The organism is Chryseobacterium nakagawai (genome assembly GCF_900637665.1).
GTDB lineage: Bacteria > Bacteroidota > Bacteroidia > Flavobacteriales > Weeksellaceae > Chryseobacterium > Chryseobacterium nakagawai.
Genome location: NZ_LR134386.1, coordinates 1,432,417 through 1,455,700 on the forward strand (window position 1 = coordinate 1,432,417; position 23,284 = coordinate 1,455,700).

Annotated in this window: 23 protein-coding genes; 14 read left to right on the forward strand and 9 right to left on the reverse strand. The window is 35.4% G+C overall.

Going from position 1 to position 23,284, the window contains the following annotated elements:
• Positions 1-19: 19 nt before the first annotated feature.
• From EL260_RS06500 to EL260_RS06520, 5 genes are all read left to right on the forward strand, one after another.
• Entirely contained in the window at positions 20-1,162 is a 1,143-nt protein-coding gene (locus tag EL260_RS06500; RefSeq protein WP_123859405.1) for an inorganic phosphate transporter, read from the forward strand.
• 102 nt (positions 1,163-1,264) lie between these two features.
• Entirely contained in the window at positions 1,265-2,236 is a 972-nt protein-coding gene (locus tag EL260_RS06505) for a polyprenyl synthetase family protein (RefSeq protein WP_123859407.1), read from the forward strand.
• Positions 2,237-2,310: 74 nt separating this feature from the next.
• Positions 2,311-3,264, forward strand: coding sequence for a GSCFA domain-containing protein (locus EL260_RS06510; protein WP_123859408.1), 954 nt, complete (start codon positions 2,311-2,313; stop codon positions 3,262-3,264).
• Complete coding sequence (locus EL260_RS06515) at positions 3,261-3,782, forward strand: DUF4269 domain-containing protein (protein WP_123859410.1); 522 nt, start codon at positions 3,261-3,263, stop codon at positions 3,780-3,782. Before EL260_RS06510 ends, EL260_RS06515 begins: the two co-directional genes overlap by 4 nt.
• Before the next feature lie 5 nt (positions 3,783-3,787).
• Positions 3,788-4,564 carry a TatD family hydrolase gene (locus EL260_RS06520; RefSeq protein WP_123859412.1) on the forward strand — a complete coding sequence of 259 codons (777 nt, stop codon included), beginning with the start codon at positions 3,788-3,790 and terminating at the stop codon, positions 4,562-4,564.
• Positions 4,565-4,602: 38 nt separating this feature from the next.
• Here the strand turns inward: EL260_RS06520 and EL260_RS06525 are convergent, their stop codons facing one another.
• From EL260_RS06525 to EL260_RS06545, 5 genes are all read right to left on the reverse strand, one after another.
• On the reverse strand, positions 4,603-5,916 hold the full coding sequence (locus EL260_RS06525; protein WP_123859414.1) for a DEAD/DEAH box helicase: 1,314 nt from the start codon (positions 5,914-5,916) through the stop codon (positions 4,603-4,605).
• A 254-nt stretch (positions 5,917-6,170) separates the two neighbouring features.
• Positions 6,171-6,659: a DUF6438 domain-containing protein gene (locus tag EL260_RS06530; protein ID WP_123859415.1), complete on the reverse strand. Its 489-nt coding sequence runs from the start codon at positions 6,657-6,659 to the stop codon at positions 6,171-6,173.
• A 158-nt stretch (positions 6,660-6,817) separates the two neighbouring features.
• Positions 6,818-7,801, reverse strand: coding sequence for a GTPase ObgE (gene obgE, locus EL260_RS06535; protein WP_123859417.1), 984 nt, complete (start codon positions 7,799-7,801; stop codon positions 6,818-6,820).
• A 65-nt stretch (positions 7,802-7,866) separates the two neighbouring features.
• A complete protein-coding gene (locus EL260_RS06540; protein ID WP_103293606.1) occupies positions 7,867-8,445 on the reverse strand; it encodes an adenylate kinase in 579 nt (192 codons plus the stop codon).
• A 124-nt stretch (positions 8,446-8,569) separates the two neighbouring features.
• Positions 8,570-9,124 (reverse strand): phosphoribosyltransferase, encoded by a 555-nt coding sequence (locus EL260_RS06545; protein ID WP_123859419.1) that lies wholly within the window; start codon positions 9,122-9,124, stop codon positions 8,570-8,572.
• Positions 9,125-9,320: 196 nt separating this feature from the next.
• On the opposite strand from EL260_RS06545, the gene abc-f reads away from it, so the two are divergent.
• Positions 9,321-10,910, forward strand: coding sequence for a ribosomal protection-like ABC-F family protein (abc-f, locus tag EL260_RS06550; RefSeq protein ID WP_123859420.1), 1,590 nt, complete (start codon positions 9,321-9,323; stop codon positions 10,908-10,910).
• A gap of 235 nt (positions 10,911-11,145) precedes the next feature.
• Here the strand turns inward: abc-f and EL260_RS06555 are convergent, their stop codons facing one another.
• The gene (locus tag EL260_RS06555; protein WP_123859422.1) at positions 11,146-11,664 is read right to left on the reverse strand and encodes a HEAT repeat domain-containing protein; all 519 of its coding nucleotides are present in this window, start codon (positions 11,662-11,664) and stop codon (positions 11,146-11,148) included.
• A gap of 182 nt (positions 11,665-11,846) precedes the next feature.
• A complete protein-coding gene (locus tag EL260_RS06560; protein WP_123859424.1) occupies positions 11,847-14,012 on the reverse strand; it encodes a TonB-dependent receptor domain-containing protein in 2,166 nt (721 codons plus the stop codon).
• 143 nt (positions 14,013-14,155) lie between these two features.
• Between EL260_RS06560 and EL260_RS06565 the strand changes: the two genes are divergently transcribed.
• Positions 14,156-15,178, forward strand: coding sequence for a sensor histidine kinase (locus tag EL260_RS06565; RefSeq protein ID WP_123859425.1), 1,023 nt, complete (start codon positions 14,156-14,158; stop codon positions 15,176-15,178).
• Entirely contained in the window at positions 15,175-15,879 is a 705-nt protein-coding gene (locus EL260_RS06570) for a LytR/AlgR family response regulator transcription factor (protein ID WP_123859427.1), read from the forward strand. The genes EL260_RS06565 and EL260_RS06570 overlap by 4 nt, the downstream gene beginning before the upstream one ends.
• A gap of 275 nt (positions 15,880-16,154) precedes the next feature.
• On the opposite strand, the gene EL260_RS06575 is transcribed toward EL260_RS06570, so the two are convergent.
• Together EL260_RS06575 and EL260_RS06580 are read right to left on the reverse strand one after the other, a co-directional pair.
• Positions 16,155-17,087 carry an alpha/beta fold hydrolase gene (locus tag EL260_RS06575; RefSeq protein ID WP_123859429.1) on the reverse strand — a complete coding sequence of 311 codons (933 nt, stop codon included), beginning with the start codon at positions 17,085-17,087 and terminating at the stop codon, positions 16,155-16,157.
• 20 nt (positions 17,088-17,107) lie between these two features.
• Positions 17,108-17,698 (reverse strand): hypothetical protein, encoded by a 591-nt coding sequence (locus EL260_RS06580; protein WP_123859431.1) that lies wholly within the window; start codon positions 17,696-17,698, stop codon positions 17,108-17,110.
• 244 nt (positions 17,699-17,942) lie between these two features.
• Here EL260_RS06580 and EL260_RS06585 point away from each other — a divergent pair, with 244 nt between their 5' ends.
• The 6 genes from EL260_RS06585 to EL260_RS06610 all read left to right on the forward strand — a co-directional run bounded on the left by EL260_RS06585 (position 17,943) and on the right by EL260_RS06610 (position 23,256).
• On the forward strand, positions 17,943-19,229 hold the full coding sequence (locus EL260_RS06585; protein ID WP_103293536.1) for an adenylosuccinate synthase: 1,287 nt from the start codon (positions 17,943-17,945) through the stop codon (positions 19,227-19,229).
• A gap of 153 nt (positions 19,230-19,382) precedes the next feature.
• Positions 19,383-19,673, forward strand: coding sequence for a hypothetical protein (locus EL260_RS06590; RefSeq protein WP_123859432.1), 291 nt, complete (start codon positions 19,383-19,385; stop codon positions 19,671-19,673).
• 196 nt (positions 19,674-19,869) lie between these two features.
• Positions 19,870-20,715, forward strand: a complete 846-nt coding sequence (locus EL260_RS06595; protein ID WP_123859434.1) for an energy transducer TonB — start codon at positions 19,870-19,872, stop codon at positions 20,713-20,715.
• A 163-nt stretch (positions 20,716-20,878) separates the two neighbouring features.
• A complete protein-coding gene (locus EL260_RS06600; protein ID WP_115973537.1) occupies positions 20,879-21,652 on the forward strand; it encodes a ParA family protein in 774 nt (257 codons plus the stop codon).
• A gap of 74 nt (positions 21,653-21,726) precedes the next feature.
• Complete coding sequence (locus EL260_RS06605; protein WP_123859435.1) at positions 21,727-22,617, forward strand: ParB/RepB/Spo0J family partition protein; 891 nt, start codon at positions 21,727-21,729, stop codon at positions 22,615-22,617.
• Positions 22,618-23,256, forward strand: a complete 639-nt coding sequence (locus EL260_RS06610; RefSeq protein WP_123859437.1) for a DUF5683 domain-containing protein — start codon at positions 22,618-22,620, stop codon at positions 23,254-23,256.
• Positions 23,257-23,284 lie beyond the last annotated feature (28 nt).

The window sequence follows — 23,284 nt, forward strand, 5'->3', positions numbered from 1 at the left end:
TAACAATACATAGCAAAAAATGGAATTTCCTATTTTACTTGTAGTTATTATTGCGTTGGCGTTGATCTTTGATTATATCAATGGTTTTCATGATGCTGCCAACTCAATTGCAACTATAGTTTCTACAAAAGTTTTAACTCCATTCCAGGCTGTACTTTGGGCGGCACTTTGGAATTTTGCGGCTTTCTTTATTGCTGCATATATTATTGGAGAATTTAAAATTGGTAATACAATTGCCAAAACAGTTAACGAAAATTTTATCACGCTTGAAGTTATATTTTCCGGTTTGGTGGCAGCTATTGCCTGGAACCTTCTGACATGGTGGTTTGGGATTCCTTCCTCATCATCGCATACATTGATCGGAGGATTTCTGGGAGCAGCTTTAACGCACGCTTTTATGATGGATTACCATGATGTGGCAGCAGCACAGCCAGGACTTGGGATGTGGGAGACCATTAAAGAGGCTTTCATCCAGGTAACTCATCAGGGTGTGGTAAAGTTTGATAAAGTTATTCCTATCTTCTTGTTCATTTTCATGGCACCAATCATAGGGATGATTATTTCAATCATTATTACATTAATTATTGTTCACCTTTATAAAAGATCAAACCCACACAAAGCAGACAAATCTTTCAAAAGATTGCAGCTGGTTTCTTCTGCCTTGTTCAGTTTAGGACACGGTCTGAATGATGCTCAGAAAGTAATGGGAATCATTGGAGCTGCGGTAATTTATTATCACGTTAATATGCTTCAGGATACACAGTATTTGGATATTCCTTCTGCAGGACGTTTTGATTACTTTGCACAACATTATATCTGGGTTCCTTTAGTTTCATTTATTGCTATTGCTCTAGGAACTATGAGTGGAGGTTGGAAGATCATTAAAACAATGGGAACAAAGATTACTAAAGTAACTTCATTAGAAGGGGTGAGTGCAGAAACTGCAGGTGCAATTACTTTATTTATCACAGATCATTTTGGTATTCCTGTATCTACAACACACACCATTACAGGGTCTATCATTGGGGTGGGATTAACAAAAAGAATTTCAGCAGTAAGATGGGGAATTACGGTAAGTTTACTTTGGGCTTGGGTATTAACCATTCCAATTTCAGCAATAGTAGCTGGTATCACTTATCTTCTTGTAACTTTCTTATTTTAAGATAAAAATCACAATTATCATACAAACTTTGTCCATTTGGGCAAAGTTTTTTGTTTTATAAAGCCTTGAAAAATCGTATTTTTGTTCAAATTATAAGATTTTATGGAATTTTTAGACAGATACCAGCAGATTGTTGGGGATGCCATCAATAAGTATACTTTTAAAGATAAGCCTACGGAGTTATATGATCCGATGAATTATATTATTTCCCATGGTGGAAAACGTCTTCGTCCCATTATGGTGCTGATGGCTTGTGATCTGTTTGGCGGTGACCTGAAGCAGGCTATTAAACCAGCTTTAGCGATCGAGTTTTTCCATAACTTCACTTTGATTCATGATGATATTATGGATGAAGCTCCTTTAAGAAGAAATAAGCCTACAATCCATACGTTACACGGGATCAATGTAGGGATTCTTTCTGGAGACGGATTAATGCTTAAAGCGTATAAATTCTTTGAAGATCTTGAACCTGAAATTTTCAAAGCTTGTATCCGAATCTTTACCCATACGGGGCTTCTTTTATGTGAAGGCCAACAGTATGATATCAATTTCGAAACCCAGGAAAATGTAACTTTTGATGATTATATCAGAATGATTACCTATAAAACAGGTGTATTGAGTGCTTCTTCTTTTGAGATCGGAGCTTTGATCGCTAAAGCTGATTTCAAAGATGCAAAAGCTATCTTTAATTTCGGAAAACATATCGGAATTGCATTCCAGATCATGGATGATTACCTTGATGTATTCGGAGATCAGGCGCAGTTTGGTAAAAAGCATGCTGGAGATATTTACGAGAATAAAAAAACAGTTCTTTACCTATTAGCAAGAGAACATGCTACAGAAGAAGAAAGAAAAGAACTAGATTACTGGTATTCTAAAAAGACAGACAATATCGATAAGATCTACGGTGTTGAAAAGATTTTCAGAAGAACAAAAGTGGATGAAAAAGCCCTTCGTTTGATCGAAAAACATAATGAAATCGGTCAAAGCTATCTTCAGAAAATTGATATTCCTGAAGAGAAGAAAAAACCGTTTATTGAGCTGGCAAACTATTTATTGAGAAGAGAAAGCTAAATAAGGTTCCAGATAATAGGGAGTAGGTCGCAGAATGACATGCTACCTATTACCTGTTACCTAAAATCTATACAATGAAATTCAGAACAGAAGTTGATATTCCGAAATCAGAGAAGAAGATAGAGATTGAAGATAGGATATTCTCAATCGGTTCCTGTTTTGCCTCTGAAATGACTGAATTACTAAAAGATGGCCAGCTTCAAACGCTAAATAATCCTTTTGGGACGATTTTTAATCCCTTTTCCATCAATAATGCGGTAAAAAGGCTTCATGATTCAGAATTTTATATAGAAGATGAGCTGATTATCTATAATGAAGAATATATATCTTTAGATCACCATACAAGTTTTGATACAAGGTATATTCATCAGACTTTGGACAAGATCAATGGTGCCATTGAAGTGGGAAATGCCTTTCTTCAGCAAGCAGACTGGATTATTATTACTTACGGATCTTCTTTCATTTATGAATTTCTTCCGAAGCAAAAACTGGTCGCTAACTGCCATAAAATTCCACAGAAGTTCTTTGAGAAAAGGTTGCTAACCCATCAGGAGCTTACAGGTTCCATTTACAATACCATTCTGGAGCTTAAGGATATCTGTAAAGAAGGAGTTCAGATTTTATTTTCCGTTTCTCCGGTAAGGCATACCAAAGATGGAATGGTGGAGAATCAGTTAAGTAAATCCAAGTTAATTACAGCCATTCATGAATCTATTTCCTTGTTTGAAGATTGTCATTATCTTCCGGTTTACGAAATTTTGATGGACGACCTGAGAGATTATCGGTTTTATAAAGAAGATATGATTCATCCAAGTACTCAGGCTGTTAATTATATTTTTGATAAGTTTGGGGATTCTTATTTTTCAGAGGAGACAAAAGATTTTATTAAGGAAAATTTTAAGATCATGAGAGCGTTAGAGCATAGAACTAATGATGTGAAAGATCCTAAGTTTATAGAATTTAGAGAAAAACTAGATCAGAGAATCGAAAATCAACGAAAAAAAGTAAAACATACCATATTCAAATGATTGATTTCACAAAGATTGACTATTTGAAGGCAGGAAACGAAAGACAAAGAAGAGCTTATGAAGTTCTCACAAAGCATCGTATTTTTGAAAAGCTAAAAGATTATTCTCCAATTTTAGCAGGAACTGTTCCTATTGAAATTGATATAGAAGGAAGTGATCTTGATCTCATTTTTGAGGTGGATTTAAAATTTGAAGAAGATTTTCTGGATGATTTGATGTTTAGCCGATTCATTCCTTATGATGTAGAGGTAGAATATCCCATTGTAAACGGCGAGAGATGTATTACATTAAATTTTATGCTAGAAGGGCTTCCCATTGAAATTTTTGGACAGAATAAGCCTACAACTCAGCAAAACGCTTATCTCCATATGATTGCTGAATACAAAATATTACAGGAAAAAGGAGAAGAATTTAAACAAAAAATAATAGAACTTAAACAACAGGGAATAAAGACGGAACCTGCTTTCGGAATGTTACTGGGCCTTGAAAATCCTTATGAAGATCTATTGAAATTTTAAATAAAATGATTGATACACATACCCATTTATATGCAGAAGAGTTTGATGAAGACAGAAAAGAAACCATTCAAAGAGCTTTAGATAAAGGAATCATAGAGTTTTATCTTCCTGCTATTGATTCAGAATCCCACGAAAAAATGCTACAGCTGGAAGCTGAATATCCAGATCAAATTTTTTCAATGATGGGGCTTCACCCGTGCTATGTAAAGCCTGAATCCTGGGAAAAAGAGCTGGAAATCGTTAAGAATTATCTTGACCAAAGACATTTCCCTGCAATAGGAGAGATTGGAATTGATTTGTATTGGGATAAAACAACTCTGGATATTCAGATAAAAGCTTTTGAACAGCAGATTGATTGGGCCATAGAAAAAGATCTTCCTATTGTAATTCATACGAGAGAAAGCTTTGATGAAACATTTGAAGTGTTGGAAAGAAAAAAACATCCCAAATTAAGAGGAATCTTTCATTGCTTTTCTGGAAATCTTGAGCAGGCTAAACAGGCCATCGACCTGAATTTCATTTTAGGAATTGGTGGAGTAGTGACTTTTAAAAATGGGAAAATTGATCAGTTTTTGAGCGAAGTTCCTTTAGATAAAATTGTATTGGAAACAGACTCTCCTTATTTGGCTCCGGTTCCACACAGAGGAAAAAGAAATGAGAGTTCCTATCTTGACCTTGTAGCTGGGAAACTGGTGAATATCTATGGTATAGGCTTTACCGAAATAGACAAAATTACGACGGAAAACGCGAAGAAGATTTTTGTTTACAGTCGAGGAATATAGTACAAAAAAGTCCCTTTCATTTTTGAAAGGGACTTTTTTTATTTTTTTCTTGTAAAGTTCTTATTCTTAGGCTTTTTAAATCCTGTAGAAGGAGTTTCTGAAGGCTTCGGCTTCTTTTTATTTCTATTATTATTGGGCCTGGAATTATTATTAGGCCTTTGGGATCTCTCACCCCCTGCAGCAGCAGGTTTGTTATTAGAATCTCTTTTCTGTGCTACAAGATCATCTGTATGGAACGGATGGTCTTTAATAATAGGAATTTTCTTTCCAATTAGTTTCTCCGTATTTTTCAGATTAAGAAGGTCTAATCCGTCTACAAAAGAAATTGAAGTTCCTTCTGCTCCGGCTCTTCCTGTTCTTCCGATTCTGTGTACATAGGTTTCAGAAACGTCAGACAGTTCAAAATTGATAACGAATTTTAATTCATCAATATCAATTCCTCTTGCAGCAATATCAGTCGCTACCAGAACTCTTGTTTTCCCTGATTTGAAGTTATTAAGGGCATTCTGTCTAGCATTTTGAGATTTGTTCCCATGGATAGCCTCTGCAGAAATATTGTCTTTCTGAAGTTTCCTTGCAATTTTATCAGCACCGTGTTTTGTTCTTGAAAATACCAAGACAGAATCTGAAATATCATTTTGAAGAACATGAGATAAAAGATTCAGCTTGTTCTCCTTGTCTACAAAATATACAGATTGCTTAATGGTGTCAGCCGTAGAAGAAACAGGTGTAACTTCTACCTTTACAGGATTATTCAGGATAGAATTAGCAAGCTTCTGGATTTCTCCGGGCATCGTTGCAGAGAAGAATAAGGTTTGTCTTTTTTGTGGTAAAAGTTTGATGATTCTTTTTACATCATGTACAAATCCCATGTCCAGCATTCTATCCGCTTCATCAAGAACAAATATTTCAAGATTTCTTAAGCTGATAATACCCTGAGCGATGAAGTCAAGAAGTCTTCCCGGTGTAGCCACCAAAATGTCAACCCCTCTTTTTAGAGCAGCTTCCTGATTTCCCTGCTTTACTCCTCCGAAAATAACAAGTTCCTTTAGCGGAAGATATTTACCGTAAGCATTAATGTTCTCTTCAATCTGGATCGCCAATTCTCTGGTAGGCGTAAGGATTAAAGCTTTAATATTTTTGTTTGGTATTTTATTTTTAGATAGATTCTGTAAAATAGGAATAGCAAATGCTGCTGTTTTTCCTGTTCCTGTCTGTGCACAGCCTAAAAAGTCTCTGCCTTGTAAAATCTCAGGAATAGATCTTTCCTGAATGGGTGTTGGAGTCGTATATCCCTGTTCCTGGATTGCCTTAGCAATAGGTTCTATTAAGTTTAAGTCTGTAAAATTCAAATGAATTATTTTAAAATTTAAATAAAAATTCCCTCTGTCTGAAAGAATTACATTTTGCAAAGGTAGGTTAAAAAATTAAGAACTTAATAACCTCTGTTTGATTGGTAGATCGTTGTAAGTCAGAAAGGGGAGAGATAAACATGTTTTTAATTTGAAATTGTCAAGATTATATCAAAAGTAGAGAAATCGGAAGGCTTAAAAAAAATAATTCCTCTTTAAAAAGGAATTATTTTTTCAGAATATAATTTAGATATTTACTTTACCTTAGTCCAGTTCTGGTTCTTTCTAAGATCCTCAAAAAAATGATACACTTCTGAAAGCTTCTCACTTCCCCGTTTACCATAATCTTCCACATTTTTTGAAGTACCATCAGCAAATTTAATTTTTAAATAAGAGGTAGGTAAATCTGTAATATTTTTTTTGCCATATTTATCATTTAAACTTTTTACCTCTAAACCATCTAGTAAACTGATGAGTTTATTGTAATCTTCCTGTTTAATAGTTCCTTTAAAAGTTCCTTCGCGGGGTTTGGAAAATTCGTCTTTTGAAGGCTTATCATTAAAATTAAAATGCTCTGCTTCAAAAACAGCTGTTCTATCGGGATTGATAGTCATTGTGAATACAGGACAGAATCCAAAGCAGGGAGTTGCCTGATATTCTATTTTAGAATATTTCGAGTTTATTCTCTGGGAAGTACAGGAAAATAAAAATACAAATGTACAAAGACCTAGTAAATATTTCATAGTTTAAAATTTCAGATGATCTTTCAATAATTATTCCAATCTAAAAAAGAGAAATATACATTAAAAGGCTACGGGAGAAAAAATAAAGAGAAGCAATTTTGCTTCTCTTTATTTATTTTTTAGAATCCAAAGTTTTCTCCGGATTTTTTATCTCAGTTCTATCCGTGCAGTTGTTTCCAGATGGCATCTTTCAGCTCCATAAGGCCTTCTCCGGTAACTCCCGAAAAGAATAAAGGCTTTTTGTTCTCTGGGAATTCAGCGGCGATCTCTTTTTTCAGTTCATCATCCAAAAGGTCAGATTTTGAAACGGAAACAATGAAGTCTTTATCTAAAAGCTCAGGATTGTATTCTTTTAGCTCATTTTCCAGAATTTTAAACTCCTGGAAGTGATCTTCAGAATCTGAAGGAATTAAAAATAACAGGATAGAGTTTCTTTCAATATGTCTCAGGAATCGGTGTCCTAATCCTTTTCCTTCGGCAGCACCTTCAATGATTCCCGGAATATCAGCCATTACAAATGATTTGTAATTTCTGTAATCCACGATTCCAAGGTTAGGAGTCAATGTGGTAAAGGCATAGTTAGCAATCTTAGGTTTTGCTGCAGAAACAGAAGCAAGAAGTGTAGATTTTCCGGCATTCGGAAACCCAACCAATCCTACATCGGCCAAAATTTTAAGCTCAAAGACCACATAGCCTTCCTGGCTATCCATTCCAGGTTGAGCATATCTTGGAGTTTGATTGGTAGAAGATTTGAAAAATTCGTTTCCTCTTCCTCCTTTTCCTCCTTCCATCAAAATGATTTCCTGCTTGTCTTCAAGAATCTCACCGATAATTTCTCCTTCTTCATTTTTAGCGATTGTTCCGATGGGAACATCAATGTAAATATCGGCACCGTCAGCACCGGTAAGTTGGTTTTTGGCTCCGTTTTCACCACGCTCTGCTTTTATGTGGCGGGTATATCGAAGCGGAAGTAAAGTCCATTCCTGAGCATTTCCTCTCATAATGACGTGTCCACCACGACCTCCGTCGCCACCATCGGGGCCACCTTTAGGAATATACTTTTCACGGCGAAGGTGGGCAGAACCTGCACCTCCGTGTCCGCTTTTACAATGGATTTTTACGTAATCTACAAAGTTAGACATATAGTATTTGTTACGAGTTGCGAGCTACGGGACGAAAAATACGAATCCCGTATCCCGAATCTCGATTATTTAATTTTCTCTACCTCAGCGAAAAGTTTCTGCGAAATTTCATTAATTTCACCTACACCGTTTACTTCAACATATTTTCCTTGTTGCTTGTAAAGTTCGGCTACTTCTGCTGTTTTGGTATAATATTCTTTAATTCTGTTTTCGATGATCTCTACATTGCTGTCGTCTGATCTACCGCTGGTTTCTCCTCTTTTCAGAAGTCTTTCTACCAAAATTTTATCTTCTACGATCAATGAAAGACAGATGTCGATCTCGTCATTCAGCTCTTCTTTAACGATCTTTTCCAAAGCTTCTGTTTGAGCAGTAGTTCTTGGATATCCATCAAAGATAAAACCATTAGTGTCGGTAGGCTTTCTGATCTCGTCAATCAGCATATCTGTTGTTACCTGATCTGGAACCAATTCTCCCTTATCGATATAAGATTTAGCCAATTTTCCAAGTTCAGTATCATTTTTCATGTTGTATCTGAAAAGATCACCTGTTGAAACCTGCTTTAGATTAAATTTCTCGATTAGATTCTGAGCCTGTGTTCCTTTTCCACTTCCTGGAGGGCCGAACAGAACGATGTTTATCATAATGTTGTTTCGCTTCCGGCAATGAGCTGTTTGCTTCTTGCTTTTAGCTTTATTTAGTTAATATTTTACTTTATTTCGATTTAATATTTAAAGCTAAAAGCCAGTAGCTGATAGCTATAGGCATTTAATGATTAATTTGTCCGTCTTCTAATTGGTACAAATTAGGTAGGTTTCTTCCTAATTCATCATAATCCAATCCATAACCAAGAACAAATTTATTTGGAATTTCTCTTCCAATATAATCCAGTTTGAAATCCTTCTTGTAAATCTCAGGCTTCAGTAAGAAACTTGCCAGTTTTACAGATTTAGGACGTTGTGTCTCCTGGAAATATTTGAAAAGACTTTCAACCGTATTTCCTGTATCAACAATATCTTCTACAAGAATGATGTGACGGTCTTTTACATCTTTTGTCAATTCCATTTTTTGGTAAACAATCCCTGTAGATTCAGTTCCTACGTAAGAACTCATTTGTAGGAAAGCGATCTCGCATTCCCCAGGATAATATTTTAAAAGATCTGAGAAGAACATGATAACTCCATTCAAAACACCAATGAAAACAGGAACTTCGTCTTTGTAATCTTCATAAATTCTTAATGCAGTCTCTTTTACAATTTCCTGAATTTCGGCATCCTCTAAATAAGGAACGAAAGTTTTGTCGTGAACTTTAATACTTTCCATAAAAATTTTTAGTAGTTGGCAAAGTTACGGATTTTAGATTTTTCATTAAAATCTTTTTGTGTTTAATCATGTATTTATACTATATTTGTTCTTTCAAAACCCATAAATACAGACATGTAGGATATAATTTCTTTCAGATTCAATGAAGCGGTAACCCATGAGTTACCGGTGTTTAACCTTTATTAAGAAAGAAATTATGATTTTATTGCAAAATATATCCTTTGGGTTTCCGGGAGGAGACCTCCTTTTTAATCATATCAATTTAACAATACCATCTCAGACCAAATCAGCTTTGGTAGGAAGTAATGGCATGGGGAAATCTACCCTGCTGAAGATTATCGCGAATGAAATACAGCCATTAGATGGAAATATAAACATCCAAGGCAAAGTTTTCTATGTTCCCCAAATGTTCGGGAATTTTAATCATTTAACCATCGCAGAGTGCTTAGATATAGATCAGAAACTTTTAGCCCTTGAAAAAATTACAAGTGGAGAAGTAGATGAACACTATTTTGAAGTTCTGAATGACGATTGGGATATTGAAGAACGTTGTCAAAACGTATTACAATACTGGAATCTTCAGGATTTTGATTTAAACCAAAAATTAGAAGGACTAAGCGGCGGCCAGAAGACTAAAGTTTTTCTTGCGGGAATTCAGATCAACCAGCCTGATGTTATTATTTTGGACGAACCTACGAATCATCTGGATTTGGAAGGAAGAAAACTGTTGTATGACCTTATTGAAAAAGTGAGTGCTACTGTTGTCATTGTAAGCCATGACCGTACATTACTGAACCTTGTAGACACAATTTTTGAGCTAAGTAATCAGGGAATTACAACCTACGGCGGAAATTATGACTTCTACGCAGAACAGAAAGAAGTGGAAGACGAAGCTTTACAAAATGATATTCATGCGAAAGAACGGGCTTTGAAAAAAGCAAAAGAAAAAGAACGTGAAACCATCGAACGGAAACAAAAGCTTGACGCCAGAGGAAAACAGAAACAGGAGAAATCCGGGGTGGCAAGAATCATGATGAATACCCTTCGGAACAATGCGGAGAAAAATACTTCAAAACTGAAAAGTGTACATACAGAAAAGATCAGTTGCATTTCAGGAGATTTGAGAGAATTGCATTCTTCTGTAAGAAATTCTGATCAGATGAAGGTCAATTTCAATGATTCCGGTTTACATTCAGGAAAGATTTTAATTACAGCGGAGGATGTTAACTTTAGCTATGGTGAAGAAAAGCTCTGGAAAGAAAATCTTGATTTTGAAGTGCGAAGTGGTGACCGAATTTCAATTAAGGGTTCCAATGGCTCAGGAAAAACTACTTTGATAAAACTTCTGCTGGGAAATATTTCGCCTTCAACGGGAAACATCAGCAGAGCTGAATTCAACAGCATTTATATCGATCAGGAATATTCATTGATTGATAATGATCTGACGTTGTATGATTTTGTACAAAAATTCAACGATAGTGCTTTACAGGAGTCAGAAGTGAAGACATTGTTGTCCCGTTTTTTATTCAGTAAAGAAACCTGGGATAAAAAATGTGGGATGTTAAGTGGTGGAGAGCACCTGAGGTTACTGCTGTGCGGACTTTCCATCAGCAATAAAGCTCCAGATATGATGATCCTCGATGAACCTACCAATAATCTGGATTTGCAGAATGTAGAAATTCTGACCAATTCTATTAAGGATTATCATGGAACGCTGATGGTGATCTCACATGATGAAGTTTTTCTGGAAGAGATAGGAGTTGGTAAGGAAGTAATGCTGAAATAATTTATTTCCCGCAGATTACACAGATTTTACAGATATTTATATATGATTTTTTTATCTGCTTGATCTGAGAAATCTGCGAGAGATAATATGATATTAATATTTTAGAAATTCAATAGCAGGGGACTTTAGTCCGCTTTAAAATAAAATGTCAAATTTCAATGGGCTTTAGCCCAAACCTAAAAAATAAAATCCTGGATATAAATTCCAGGATTTTTATGTTTTTCAATTTTAAATATTATTTCTTCGTTTTTTTTATGGCATCCAGATAAATTTTCTTGATGCTGTTCTTTTCCTCTTTCTCACTCATATTCTCAAGGGCCGGAAGAAGAGTCTTGTTGTAAGGTGTTTTCAGCTTCAGAATTTCTCCTAATGCAAATGCGGCACTCCAACGGACAACAGTTCCTTCATGTTCTGTGTTTGCGATCAAATTACTGATAGCCAGCTCCAGATTATCAGGAAATCGTTGAGCTGTATTGCCAATTACTTTGGCGCTTTCCCATTTTATTTTGGGGGCTTTCTCAGTAAGGGTATTGGTAACAAATGCAAATACGGTTTCATCTGCCAGGTCAGGATTTTGCTTGGTGGCATATTCCATGGCTTCTATACAGGTTCCCTTTATCGGATCTTTTGATTTCTCGGCAAAAGCGATGAGTTCATCTGTAGGTAATGAAGTATCAATGATCCATTGGCTGATGATTTCTGTTTTTTCCTTGGTTTTGGTAGCTTTGTCTTTAAAAAGTTCTTCTATCGTCATGGTGTTTGATTTTAGTTTTTCCAGCGTTCTAATTTAGGAATTCCTTTTGAAAACAAGCCGGCTAGAATGTTAGCAATAAAAAACTCTCACAGATTTTGCAGAAGAGGCAGGTAAAAGAATACTTAGGCACCTGTGTAACCTGTGAGAATCTCATTAGAATTAAAAACTAATAAAAAATAAACTTATTGATTCATCCTGTTTCTTTCCTCTTCATTTCCAAAATTTCTATCCTTAGATTTAAGATCATTATTCCCGAATCTATAGCTCAATGAAAGCCGGAATCCTCTTGTATAATTATTGTTTCTGAAATTGGTTTCAATGCCATTAGACTGATAGGAGATCAAAGGTCTTTGGCTGTTCAGAAGATCAGTTCCGGTAAGAGATATGGAGAACTTTTTGTCAAGACATAGTACTTTTACAGTCACATCCAAAATATTCATCGTGGAAATATGAAAGATCTGATATCTGCCCGGAAGCTGTAATCCATAATTAACACTTACTAAAATTGTTTTTTTCTTGTTAAGAATAAAGTCATTATTGCTGTATAGATAAGCATTATAGCCGTCAATAGAAGCTGTGTAAGGAACTTTGGATTTTACGTTCTGATAATTAACATTAAATCCTGAAAAGCTGTTCCACCATTTTATAGCGCTGAAATTATAAAAGGTTGAAAAGCCAATCTGATAAGTATCTGCATAATTTATAGGAGTATTTCTGGTAACATTGGTTTCAGGATTCAATATAGATAATGCCTGTCCGAAATCTGAAACTTTGGAAAAATACAATGAAGAAGTCCATTTTTGTCCTTTGATATAGGAGAGCTCAAGGTTATCAATAATTGAAGGTTTCAGATAAGGGTTGCCTTCAGAGTAATAAAACGGGCTGGTTCTCACAACAAACGGATTCAGGTAATCAAAATCCGGACGTCTGATCCTTCTGTTGTAATTCAGCGAAAAAGAATGATTATTGTTCGCAGTATAAGTAAGATAGGCCGTTGGAAACAATTTGATATAATCATTTTTATCGGTCTGGTTGCGGTTTTCAGAAAACCCAATTGTTTGAGTAGCTTCTGCTCGTAATCCCAGTTTAGCTTCCCACTGACTGTTGAATTTTCGGCTCAATGAAAAATATAAAGCTTCATTATATTCCTTGTAAATAAATGTATTGGATTGATCTGTATTCAGTAGAGCCGGACCGGTTTCTTTATCGTATGCTAAAAAATTATTATCAGTGCGGGTGAAAGAGAAACGACCACCGAAATTAAGATCTGCCCAGAGAAGTTTGGTCTCCAGATCAGCTTTTCCTGAATAGTTACGAATTTTATTCACATTTGAATTCAATGCTGAAAAATAGGAGCCGGGAAGCATCTGCATTTTGGCATTAAGTTCGCTGCCGTAGAAATCTCTTGCATCATCTTTTTTATATTCAAAAAAATCAAAATCTGTGGTAAGTACAGTTGCTGCACTGTCCATTTTTATGGTGTTAAACCAATTCAAACTATTAATATTCGGTTTGTTGGAAGATTGAGTGTCAGAAGAAATAAATGAGGCAGGCTGCGAAGTCTGATAACTTATTCTTGAAGTAAGCGGTGAACTTGAGCCAGTTTCCGAAGTGAAACTACCCAGGTATTTTAATCCGGTTGTCCATCGGTCTGTGATTTGGTAATCTACGCCTAAACTGATCCCCAGATTTTTATTTTTACTGATCCCCTGTGTATCCATAGACCATAATTCATTTTGGTAATACGTGTTGGTTTGAGAACTGGAGCGGAATTTTTGCTGTTCCATATATACGGAAGACTGTAGTGAAAGTTTCCCATGATTATAATTAAACATTCCCTGCACGCTGTTTCCTGCATAAAACCTTTGGGTATAATTAGTTCCTAAACTGGCATTCCATGAATTGCTTTTGGCTGTTTTAAGTTTGATATTGATGATACCATTGTTTCCTTCCGCTTCATATTTTGCCGGTGGAGAAGTAATCACCTCAATACTTTTAATATTATCTGAAGGAATTGTTTTCAGAAAAGTAGCAACCTCACTTGCCGGAATTTTTTGAAGACGGTCATCAAGCATAATCAACACTTCACCTTTACCCACAATAGAAATTGTTTCATTTTGTACCCTTACCATCGGAGCAGATTTCAAGGCGTCCAATGCGTTGCCTCCTGTTGAAGCGGTAGAATTTTCAACATTGTAGATCAGGCGGTCCACCTTTCTTTCAATGATTTTTTTCTGCTTTTTTATCACAACAGTTTCTAAAGAGGTTTCATTGGTGGTTTCTTTTTCCTGAGCATGTATTGTGTTCAGGAATAAAAGAAGGATCGCAGGAAGAAGTAAAGTTTTCATAGTCTTTGTCTTTATTTTTCAGCAAAACTGCAGCTTTGAGTCAGCTGAAACCAATTTTATCGACGTTCCCCCGTATTTTGTCGACAAACCCGGTGTGAGGCTTTTCCATAAAAACCTATTTTTACAAAAAAATAATAACCCATATGGGAAAACTATATCTGAATAAAAAGACAGAAATTGGGCTCCACATCTTATTTTGGTTGCTGATCCTGTACTTTATGCTGATTGGTAAACCGCTTTCTTTCGAAATGCCGGAGCTGGATTTATTCCTTAAAACTTATGCTGTAGTCTTTGTACTCACCTTCTATTTTAATTATGTTGTGGTAATGCCAAGAATCTTCACAGATTTTAAATGGATAAAACTATTGTCAGGAATTATCACTACTTTTCTGTTTTTTGCATTAGTACGTTTTGTAGTAGAACAGATTATAACAGACTGGTGGCTGGGACAGGTGAATTATATAAATCCTGTGTTAGGAAGCTATCTTCTGGACAATCTTGCTTACAGCAGCAAACCGATTATTTTTAGCTCATTTTTATGGCTGATCATCCATGTGATAAGACTTTTAGAATATAATAAAGTAATTTTGGAAGAACAGAAAAATACAGAAATCAAATTTCTTAAAGCACAGATCAATCCGCATTTTATTTTTAATACCCTCAATAATATTTATTCAATGGTTCATTTTCAATCTCCGGAATCTCTTTCGGCTATTGAAAAACTCAGCAATATCATGCGTTTTACTACCTATGAAGCCCAGAAAGAACATATTGCCCTATCTGAAGAACTGGATTATATAAAAGCCTATATAGAATTGGAAGAGTTAAGGCATTATGAAAATAATATCGTAAAATGGCATTCAGGAATTAAAGATGAAAAACGAAGAATAGCTCCCTACATTCTATCCCCATTGGTAGAAAATGCGTTGAAACATGGAACCTATTCTGAGCAAAACCCAATTGAAATCAGTATCATTACCGATGAAAAGAGTCTGAATTTTGAAGTCATCAATTCTATAGGAAATAAAAAAACAGATAAACTGGGGGGCATTGGACTTGATAATCTTAAAAACAGATTAGATATGCTGTATCACGGTAGATATACATTGGAAACCATCCGAATTGAAAATACATTTAAAGCATCCATACAAATTCAACTTTCATGAAACAAAAGATCAATTGTATTATCCTTGATGATGAACCCTTTGCAGTAAGGCTTTTGAATGATTATGCCTTAAAAACTGATCTGTTGAATATCATATATGCCGGAAGCGATGTGTATGAAGTGATGAAATTACTAGGTTCAGAAAGTATAGATCTTATCTTTATTGATATTCAGATGCCTGAGCTGACGGGTATTGAAATGATGAAGATGTTCAATAAAAACCATAATTTCATTGTAACCACTGCGTATGCTGAATATGCTTTGGAGGCTTTTGATTTTCATGTAGTCGATTTTTTGCTGAAACCTATTACTTTTAACCGCTTTTATCAAGGGGTACAGAAATTTATACAATGGCAGCAGGCTTTTATTCCTGAACCACAAACAGAACACCTTTTTGTACGGGCAGACCGGAAGTATTACAAAATTGCTTTTGATGAGGTCATTTATATTGAAGGGTTAAAAGATTATATCAGAATTCACACGATCAATGATAAAGTGATGGTATTGGAAAATATGAAAGATATTCTAGAGAAACTCCCGGAAAACAGATTTATGCGAATTCACAGGTCTTACATTATTGCTACCGATAAAATCAAAGTTGTCGATGGAAACCGGATTCAAATGAGAAACCAGGACTTTGTGACAGTAGGAGAAACCTACCGAAAACCTTTCTCAGAATGGATTGAAAGTAGTGGAAGGTAAGAAGATTGAATACTTGTTCACTACTTTGGTAAGTAGGTTGTATTTCTTAATCGACCTAGGAATTAGGAGCGTTAAGAAAATTTCAATATAATCCGCTAAAAAATTTCCACTGTCTGAGCATGGCTGGTCCATTGAATCGAATATGTATTAAATGATCCATGCGAGTTTGGGAATTTTAGGAGTATATTTAAATTTTTAGCGGATGATTCCAGTCTTGAACTTTTGTATACTTTTGTTTCAAGACAAAAGTATAACAAGAAAAAATAGTAAGAACCTTATTTACAATGTTTCAAGATCCAATCATAAATTTCACTCAGCACCTGTTCCCGTATTTCCTCATTTAAAATCTCATGGCGCATCTCCGGATAGATCTTTGTCTCCACATCCTGAAACCCATCACTTTTTAAATTATTGATGGTAAGTGTAACTCCTTTACCAAAATCACCAATCGGATCATTCTGGCCGCTTACAAACAGAAAAGGAAATGATGATGAAATAGAAGCCGCCCAATTTCTTGCTGTTGCTCTTTTATAAACTGTAAATAAAGTATAAAAAGCATTGTGAGTGAAAGGAATTCCGCACAATTCATCCTGTTCAAAAGCCGTTCTGTTTTTAGGATTAATGCTGAGCCAGCTTGTATCGCCAAAGTCTTTATCTTTCTTAAAATGTTTATTGTTAACTTTCGTGAAAACAGAATTTAAAAAAGTACGATGCTTTGGAGCTATAGCATTGGCTAAGAATAAATATCCTCTTAATAGATCAATTCCTGGCAATGGTCCACCGGTTCCGGTAATAATAGCTCCTGCAAATTTATGACCAGCCTTTTGAAGCAGACAGCGGGTAATAAAAGATCCCATGGAATGCCCCAAAATAAAGTGCGGAACATCCGGATATTGTGCTGCAAGATGATCTGCCATCATTTCTGCATCAGCAATTAATCTTTCATCCGGTTTATTAAGCTGGAAGAAACCAATCTCGTTTTTATCTTTTGCAGATTTTCCGTGGCCAAGATGGTCATAAGTAAGGACAGCAATGCCATGATTGGCAAAATACTCTGCTATTTCCGAATATCTTCCGCTGTGTTCCTGCATGCCATGAACGATGAGGAGGGTGGCTTTTGCTGTTTGTGGAGTGAACAGGGTGTGGAACAACCTTGAGTCTTTGTTGAAATTGGAGGGAAGGTATGAAGATTTCTGAGACACAGTCATAGGAGTGTTTAAATGTTATGCTATTTTATCTTGATGTCAGGAAGTTTATAGTTTCCTACAGCTTCAATCAATTGAGTGGGATTAGCTTTCAGGTTTTTAAAAAAATGATCCATATTTTCTTTATATCCTCTTTGACTCATTGCAAAAAGCAGAAGCCCATTATTTGTACTATTAGTAATGAGTTTATAGCGATAGATATTCCTTTCTGCAATTAAGATTTCCTTTCCATCTTTCGAATTTTCACTAATCAGAAAGTCTAAAATATATTCTCCATTATTTTCAAGGACTTGATAATTAACAATCGGGTTGATTTTTTTCATCTCATCAAGTTCAGTTATTTTGTGGTCAATAACTTCCTTAAGATTGAAGTTTCCTTTTATAAAATCAATCAAGATCATGCTGTTATACTTATTGATGTTTTCCTTTGATTCTATATATTCTTGTTTGAAGTAAACATCATTAGGGTGTGAGCTCCAAACCAGATTATAAGCCTTTTTTTCTATATTGATAGGACCAGGTATCCCTAAGTATTCCTCTGCTTTATTCTTATTTTGGGCTTTTAAATAAAACATAGGGGTAAGCAGAAATAAGAATAGGATTTTAAATTTCATGTATATAATTTATGATATAGTAAATATAAGCCATTTGCAATAAACATAAAAATGGGATTTATTTTCCGAATTGAGCATCTTATTATTTCTCTTTAATAACCTCTGTTAATTAAGAAGTACTTATACTTATGTAAGGTTTTCAACCTCATAATTTTCACCCCACCTAAAAATAAATATCCCCTATAATTTGGCAGTCATTTTTTTTAAAAGTAATTTTGCACGAATCTTAAAACAAAAGTAAAATATGTCAACTTATGTAGTTGTAGGTCTTCAGTATGGAGATGAAGGTAAAGGTAAAATCACGGATGTTTTATCAGCAAAATCGGACTATGTAGTACGTTTCCAAGGAGGAGATAACGCTGGTCACACGGTATATGTTGGTGAAGAAAAATTCGTTCTGCACCTTCTTCCTTCAGGAGTTCTTCAATGCAAAGGGAAATGTATCATTGCAAACGGAGTAGTGGTAAACCCTAAGTCTTTTATTAGAGAAGTTGGTCAGATCGAGAGCAAAAACTTGAGAACAGATCACATTTTTATCAGCAGAAGAGCGCATGTCATCATGCCTTACCACATCCTTTTGGATACTTACCGTGAAGAGGAACACGGCGGAACTCAGATCGGAACAACCAAAAAAGGAATCGGGCCTTGTTATGAAGATAAAATCGCAAGAGTCGGAATCAGAATGGTTGACCTATTAAACCCAGAAATTTTAAGAGATAAGATTGAGAAAAACTTAAAAGTAAAGAATTCTCTTTTTGAAAAATATTACGGAAAACCAACTTTAGATGTTGAAGAAATCTATAACGAATATTTAGAAATCGGAAAACAACTTCAGGATAGAATCGTTGATACTGAATTAGAGCTAAACGAAGCGATCAGAGACGGTAAAAACGTTTTATTTGAAGGAGCACAAGCATTAATGCTTGATATCGACTTCGGTACTTATCCATACGTAACTTCATCTTCACCATCTACAGGAGGAGTTTGTTCAGGAGCTGGAGTGCCACCAACATCACTTCAAAACCTGATCGGGGTAGCAAAAGCATACTGTACAAGAGTAGGTAACGGACCTTTCCCATCTGAATTGGATAACGAATTAGGTGAAAAGATCAGACAGATCGGTGGTGAATTCGGAGCAACTACAGGGAGACCAAGAAGAACAGGTTGGTTAGATCTTGTTTCTTTAAAGCACGCTTGTATGATTAACGGAATCAATAACCTTGTCATTACTAAACTAGACGTCCTTACAGGAATTGAAAACCTTAAAATCGTTACGCATTACAAAACTGAAGACGGAAAAATTATCGATTACTTTACTTCGTCAACAGAGAAATTATACAACTATGAGCCAATCTACCAGGATTTACCAGGTTGGGAGGAAGATATCACAAAAGCAAGAAGCTATGATGAACTTCCTGATAACGCTCAGAAATACATCGAGTTTATCGAAAAATATTTAGGAATTAACGTGTATTTAGTTTCTGTAGGTCCTGAAAGAAGTCAGAACATCATCAGAAAAGAACTATTCTAATTTTCTTAGAACATACATAACAAGAGACTGTCAGATTTGATGGTCTCTTTTTTTGTTTCATGTCAGGGGTTTAAACCTTGGCATGGATAATCATATATTCTCAAAATGTTGATGTTATTGAAAACCCTTATATTTAATCTTATATATAATCAGATGGAAAACAATAAATTACCTCAATCTACCATGAACAATATTGTAATTAGCGTATACTTTACCATTGCATATGCTGTTTTACTAAGTGTTTATTTAGGATTTCCAATAAATATCCGCAGTAATTTTCTTCTGATGTTATTTGTTGTTTGTAGCTTACTGTTTAGTGTTGCCGCTATATATTTTGCTGCCAAAAGTTATAAAAAAGCAAAGATCAGTTCAGTGATTCTCATTATTATTAATGCTGTGGCGTTGTTAATACCATTAATAATGTTACTGATGATTTTTACATAATTCAATACTTCGATGGATTTTAGGGATATATTTTCAATATTTGAAATGTTAAATTTTAAACATTTTCATAAAATTTTATAATATTATGTTGTTTTGGTAAAATTCTGGCAGATCTTTTGATATTGAAACATTGCTTATCGATAAGAACTAATAAAACTAATAATCACATTTTTTAACAGTTTAAATAATAATAGTGATGAAACGCCAGAATCAAAACGAGGAATTTCGCTTCAACGAAGTTCTTTTTGAGCACCGAAACAAAGAATACGGTGCCTATGTATTAAGAAACGAATCAGATAGAATATTAACCAAAGCACTTTTTATAGGAGTAAGCCTAATGGCTGCAGTTTCCATTACACCAGCTGTAATTTCTGCTTTAAAAGGGCCAAGTATTACAGAGAAAATTATTGCTTGTGATTTTGGTCCAATAGATATTAAAAATGTGGATACACCAGAAGTAATCCCACCAATTGAAACCATAAAACCAGCCACTGCTCCGGATACAAAAACATTTGACAGTACAGTTCCTACACCCTCAAGAAATGCTCCGGATAATGTGAAAAAGGACCCTATTCCTGATGATGCTGTAGCGGGCTTTAAGGATAATTTTAAAGGCGATGTGGTAGCTCCGAATACACATGTGCCAACAACGGCGCCTGTGGGACCGGTAATCAATACGCCACCGCCTGTAATTCAGGAAGTTGTGGATAAAAGTAAAATTGTAGAGTCAGGAGAACTTGGCGTAGAAGCCAGTTTTAAAGGCGGAATAGATTCTTTCAGAAATAAAGTCATGAAAAATTTCGATGGTTCAGGAGTTGAATCAGAAGATATAGTAAAAACTACGGTTACATTCATTGTAGAGATGGATGGAACAATTTCAGGGGTAAAAGCTAACGGAACCAATGCCGATTTTAATAATGAGGCAATCAGAACAGTGAAGTCAATTTCAAACAAAGGAACCTGGATTCCTGCCAAAAACAAAAAGGGCGAATTTGTGAGAAGCTACTTCAAATTTCCAATCTCCATGAAGTTTGATAATTAATATCAAAAATCAATTTTTAATAGTTATCCACAAAGATTTTTTTTTGTGGATAATTTTTTTTATACTTAAATTGCTTATTAACAATATTTTAACTCTATTTTGATTTTCTCTATCTATCGGGAGCAAAGAAAAAAGTGTATTTTTGAAACTTAAAGTTCTAATAATGGCAAAAATCATAGGTATAGCTAATCAAAAAGGTGGGGTAGGAAAAACGACCACTGCCGTAAACTTAGCCGCAGCATTAGGAGTATTGGAAAAGAAAATATTGATTATTGACGCTGACCCTCAGGCCAATGCTACATCTGGTTTGGGAGTAGAAGATGTTCAGTATTCTACCTATAATCTACTGGAGCATAGTGCAGATACAAGAACCTGTATCAAAAGAACGGCAACGCCGAATCTGGATATTATTCCATCACATATTGACCTGGTAGCGGCAGAGATTGAATTGGTAGACAAGGAAGATCGTGAATATATGCTGAAAAAAGCCTTGGCCAGTGTAAGAGATGATTATGATTATATCATCATCGATTGTGCACCGAGTTTAGGTTTGATTACAGTAAACGCACTTACCGCAGCAGATTCTGTGATTATCCCTATCCAATGTGAATATTTTGCATTAGAAGGACTTGGAAAACTTTTGAACACCGTTAAAAACGTTCAGAAAATCCATAACAAAGATCTTGGAATAGAAGGTCTTCTTCTTACCATGTACGATAGCAGATTAAGACTGTCTAACCAGGTAGTGGAAGAAGTCAATCTTCACTTCCCGGAAATGGTTTTTGAAACCATTATCAGCAGAAATGTAAGATTGAGTGAAGCTCCAAGCTTCGGAGAAAGTATCCTGAACTATGATGCCGAAAGTAAAGGGGCAGTTCAGTATATTCAGTTAGCTGAAGAAGTTCTTTTAAAGAACGAAAACTTAATAAAGAATTAAATTAATAATAAATGGCCAATGAGTGAATGGTAAGGTAACCATCACTTAGCAAACATCATTTATCAATTATATCTATGAAGGACAAAAAAAGAGCTATGGGACGCGGCTTGGGCGCCATTTTAAGTGCAGAATCCAAAGCAACTGTAAATTCTGCTACCGATGAGGGGGCAGATAAGTTTGTGGGAAATATTGTAGAAGTTGCGCTTGAAGATATATATCCGAACCCAACGCAGCCGAGAACTTATTTTGATGAAAAAGCACTAGAAGAATTAGCACAGTCTATTAAAAATTTGGGGATAATTCAGCCGATTACCCTAAGAAAAGACGGCGAGAAATTCGAGATCATATCCGGGGAAAGACGTTACAGAGCAAGTAAAATTGCAGGTTTAACAACAGTTCCGGCTTATATTCGTTTGGTAAATGATCAGGAGCTTCTTGAGATGGCTCTTGTTGAAAACATCCAGAGAGAAGATCTTGACGCAATTGAAATTGCCCTTACTTATCACAGGCTTTTGGAAGAAATTGGTCTTACTCAGGAAAATCTAAGCCAGAGGATTGGGAAAGATAGAAGTACCATTACCAATTCAATCAGGCTTTTAAGATTGAATCCCGATATTCAGAATGCGATCAGAAGCGGGGAAATTTCTGCAGGACATGGTAGAGCAATCATCAGTGTTGAAAGTGAAGAAGATCAGCAGGTTTTATTTGATCTTATCATTAAAGAAAAATTAAATGTTCGTCAGGCTGAACAGGCTGCGGCAGCATTAAAAAATCCAAAGTCTCCGGCGGCTAAGAAAGTAAACGCCGAACTTTCCAATAACTATAAAAGAGCCCAGAAGACCATCGCTGACATCCTGGATGTAAAAGTAGAGATCAAGGCTTCTGGAAATGGTAAAAAAGGTAAAATTGTTCTGGACTTCAAAAATGAAGAAGAGTTGGAATATATTTTATCCCATATTAAATAAATGAAGAAAATATTTTTCACATTTTTCTTGTGTATTACTGCATTGGCATATTCACAAGTTGCACCTATTGATACCGTTCGGGTAATAACGCCTACGAAAGAAGAACTTCGTTTGGTAAAACCAACCAAAACAGAAGCTAAGATCATTGAAGATCTTGAAAAGGCGAATGGTCCTACCAGAACAACCATAAAGCTTAACCCAACCAGAGCTGGTCTGTATTCTGCGGTATTTCCTGGTTTAGGACAGTTCTATAATAAAAAATATTGGAAAATTCCAATCGTTTGGGGAGCTGTAGGAGCGGGAGTAGGTATTGCAATATGGAATGATAATCAATACAAGAAATACAGGGAATACTATATTGCTAAGCTAAATGGTACACCCAATGAGTTTGTGGACGCCCGTCCTTGGTTAGATAAGAGGGCATTAGGAAATGCTCAGGATAGAGCAAAAAGGCAAAGAGATTATGCCATTGCCATTACAGGATTAATCTATATATTGAATATCGTAGATGCTGTTGTGGATGCCCATCTTTATGAAAGCCGTCATGATCCTGATTTAACTTTTAAGCCATCATTAATCCAAGATCAGTATGGATTTGATGCCCCAAAAACAGGATTTGCTTTAAGTTATAGATTTTAATAGACAATACATACAGGATACTGAAAGG